Below are 3212 nucleotides of genomic sequence, written 5' to 3' on the forward strand. Positions count from 1 at the left end.
GGATCGCTTAATCCGCCATCAAAATAGATTTCATCCCCAATCGGATACGGTGCGCAGATCACGGGGATACAGCTGCTGGCTTTGAGAATATCATAATGATCGATCGGCATTTTCTTCCCGTCAAAATAAACCGGCTCTCCCGTTCTGGCATCAGTACCGACCACTTCAAATTCCATAGGATTGCGCACGAACACTTCATAGTCCATCGGATCCTCCCCGGTAGAATTTGCCAAGGTTCCATAAATATAATCCAAATCCAAATACTTTTTCTTTTTCAACAGATTGGAAAATGACATATATTCTTTGCGCATCGCATATTCCAAATAAAACCGTTTGTTTCGCCCTCTTTGTTTTGCCAAAAAGGTGGCAATGTTTCCGCTGCCGGCAGACACTCCGATCCCATAATCAAACGAAATATTCAGATCCAGGCAGCCATCCAATATCCCTGCCCCATAAATATCGCGCATGCCGCCTCCGACATCAATGATTCCCGTTTTCATAGTCCCTATTATAACAAAAAAAGATGGACAAAGTTTTATTTCTGTCCATCTCTATGTTTATTATTCGACCGTATCCAGGATTTCCTTCATCTTTTTGGCCAGTCCTTTAATCTTGTCTACCGATAAAGAACATACCGCTACCCGGATCCCTAAGTTGACCTTCACGGTATAGATATGATTTTCCATCAAAGCTTCATGATATTTGTCACGTGTTTGATTATCCATCGACAAGGTCACAAAGAATCCTTCTTTATAAGGATAATGTTTCAAGCCCACTTCTTCTGCCTCTTTGACAAAGATATCGCTTCTTTCCTTCAATAAAGACACATAGTGAAGACGTTCCTGATCATACGCTTCCAAATGATGATCCATCACATCCACGAAAGTTGCCATAGCGCCGTTATTGATATTGGACCAAGTTGCACGGGCATCTTTTTCAAAGACGATCTTCAATTCTTGGACCGCTTCTTCCTTTTGTCCCATGATAATGGCCGCTCCGCAGCGCAATCCGTAACTTGTCATTGATTTACTCAAACTGAAAGCCACCACAACGACGATGTTCTCCGAAATCTGATCAAAAACCGAGAAGTATTCTTTGGCTTGTTTTTGGCCATAAGCATAGTCGATATAGGCAATATCGTTCAATAAAACGACAGAATGCGTTTGTGAACATTCATTCAAGAAAGCGATCACTTCATTCCACTCTTCTCGGGTTAACGAATATCCGGTCGGATTATGACAAGGGTCGTTAATCACCACGACCAATTTATTTTGTTTGGCCATGACTACCTGGCACGTCCTTTTAAAGGAATCCACGTTGAAATGATCTCCTTCAAACAAGGAATACGTTTCTACCTGCAGATTGTTCATCTGCGCCATCAAGTTATAGCTTCCCCAGGCAATCTCCGGCAAGATCACCGTTTGCCCGGCATCCAAGCATTCCTGGATCGTCATTGCCACAGCACCCGTTCCTCCCGGGGTTGCGATGATCTCATGATGCAGATGGCTGTTGCCGTTCAACACCCATTGATAAACGCGATCTTTAAAATCTTCATTCCCGGTAAAGCTGGCGGCATAAGCAGCCAAGACCCGATTATCCAGATTTTTTAACGAAGCGAATACACTGTCTAAGGCCACCAGTTTCCCTTCTTCATCATAAAGCGAACCAATCGTCGCATCGACCACCGCATCTTCACCACTCTTGGCCTTGTCTTCTTTGGCCTTTTTTACGATCGTAAATACAGTATCTACGATTGGTTTCTGACTGACGCTTTCTTTCACAAAACTCATATTACTGACCTCCTAACGAATACGTTCCTAAACTCTTGATACTTTCGCAGTTTTCTTTCATATCTTCAATGCACGCCTGTACTTGGGCAGCATCTCCATCCATTTCTACAAAGAAGAAATATTCAAACGGTCTTCCTTTGATCGGACGCGATTGAATGCTTTCCATATTGATCTGATGACGGGCGATCACTTCAATGATCTTCGCCAGCGAACCGCTGGTATGCTGCACAGTCAAAAGGACGCTGGAGCGATTGCCCGATGTCTTTGGCTGAAGCCCGATCACCAGAAACCGGGTCGTATTTTCGGTATGAGCTTCGATCTGATTGGCCAAGATCGCAAGGCCATACAGTTCCGCATTTTCTTTGGCTCCGATTGCCGCCTTGGTCTTGTCGTTTTGACTGGCGACATATTGAGCTGCCATGGCGGTATTCGGGTAACTGATCGTTTGCACCCCCAGCTGCATTAAAAAATCGCGCGACTGCATCAAAGCCTGGTCTTTCGAATAGACCCATTCGACATCTTTTAATGTCGCTCCCGGAATCCCTAAAAGACACTGTTCCACCTTCAGATCATAGACTTCCTGGATATAGACCGGATATTCCAACAAGGCATCCAGCACCTCTCCGACTAAGCCGGAATTGGTGTTTTCAAAAGGGATCACGCCAAATTCAGCCCGCTTATCCACAACGGCCTTAAAGACTTCCTCAAAATTTTTGAAATTCAGCTTCTGATCATTGGGGAAAAGCCGGGCTGCGGCAATCTGGCTGAAAGCCCCCTGCACTCCCGCATAGGCGATCACATGCTGGCTCAACAAAGTACGCTGATAGTCTTTTGAATTGTTCATCAGCTTCTTCAAAAAATCCTTATAGAATTCCTGATATTCGGGATTCTGTATGCGTGCGCTGTTTTTGTCGATCACCGCTTGTTCTCTTGACCCGTCAAAAACCGGCAATCCATTTGCTTTTTTATACGCCAGGACTTCTTTGACGGCATCCATGCGCCGTTCATATAAAGAAGCCATTTCTTCATCGATTTGATCAATCGTTTGGCGAGCTTTTTCTAATTGATTCATGATGATATTTTAGCACAAAAAACCAGACACATACAAAAAACCCAGGGAAGTCCCCTGGGATCTTATTGATCTTCTTTTTCGGCCGCCAGCGATTCATCGACCCCTAACAAATAGGTCACGGCCGCCGAAACCACAAACGCCAGGACAGCACCGATGATCGCAAAAACCATATTCATCATATCCGGACCGATAAAGCCCAACAAAGCCAAGAAACTGGCCACCGGCAAGAAATTATAGACTTTTAAGCCGACGATGGCCGCAAAGAGTCCGGCCGCCAAACCACCCGCCATCATTCCGATAAAAGGCCTTTTGTAGCGAACCCCGATCCCGTAAAGACCCGGTTCGGTCAC

3 protein-coding genes and 1 pseudogene are annotated in these 3212 nt (G+C 45.0%); all 4 read right to left on the reverse strand.

The window, feature by feature from the left end:
- A partial coding sequence (locus tag Q0J48_RS06910; protein ID WP_296242756.1) for a patatin family protein occupies positions 1-500 on the reverse strand: 500 nt, incomplete at its 3' end.
- A gap of 60 nt (positions 501-560) precedes the next feature.
- Positions 561-1790: an aminotransferase class I/II-fold pyridoxal phosphate-dependent enzyme gene (locus Q0J48_RS06915; RefSeq protein WP_296242757.1), complete on the reverse strand. Its 1230-nt coding sequence runs from the start codon at positions 1788-1790 to the stop codon at positions 561-563.
- 1 nt (position 1791) lies between these two features.
- Positions 1792-2862 carry a chorismate mutase gene (locus Q0J48_RS06920; RefSeq protein WP_296242758.1) on the reverse strand — a complete coding sequence of 357 codons (1071 nt, stop codon included), beginning with the start codon at positions 2860-2862 and terminating at the stop codon, positions 1792-1794.
- Positions 2863-2924: 62 nt separating this feature from the next.
- A pseudogene (locus Q0J48_RS06925) lies at positions 2925-3212 on the reverse strand (hypothetical protein); the annotation flags it as partial.

The organism is uncultured Faecalicoccus sp., from assembly GCF_944325745.1.
GTDB lineage: Bacteria > Bacillota_I > Bacilli_A > Erysipelotrichales > Erysipelotrichaceae > Faecalicoccus.

Excerpts from the sequence above, each read along its gene's own strand:
- Q0J48_RS06915 (WP_296242757.1), bottom strand. The coding sequence starts at position 1,790 with ATGAGTTTTGTGAAAGAAAGCGTCAGTCAGAAACCAATCGTAGATACT.
- Q0J48_RS06920 (WP_296242758.1), bottom strand. The coding sequence starts at position 2,862 with ATGAATCAATTAGAAAAAGCTCGCCAAACGATTGATCAAATCGATGAA.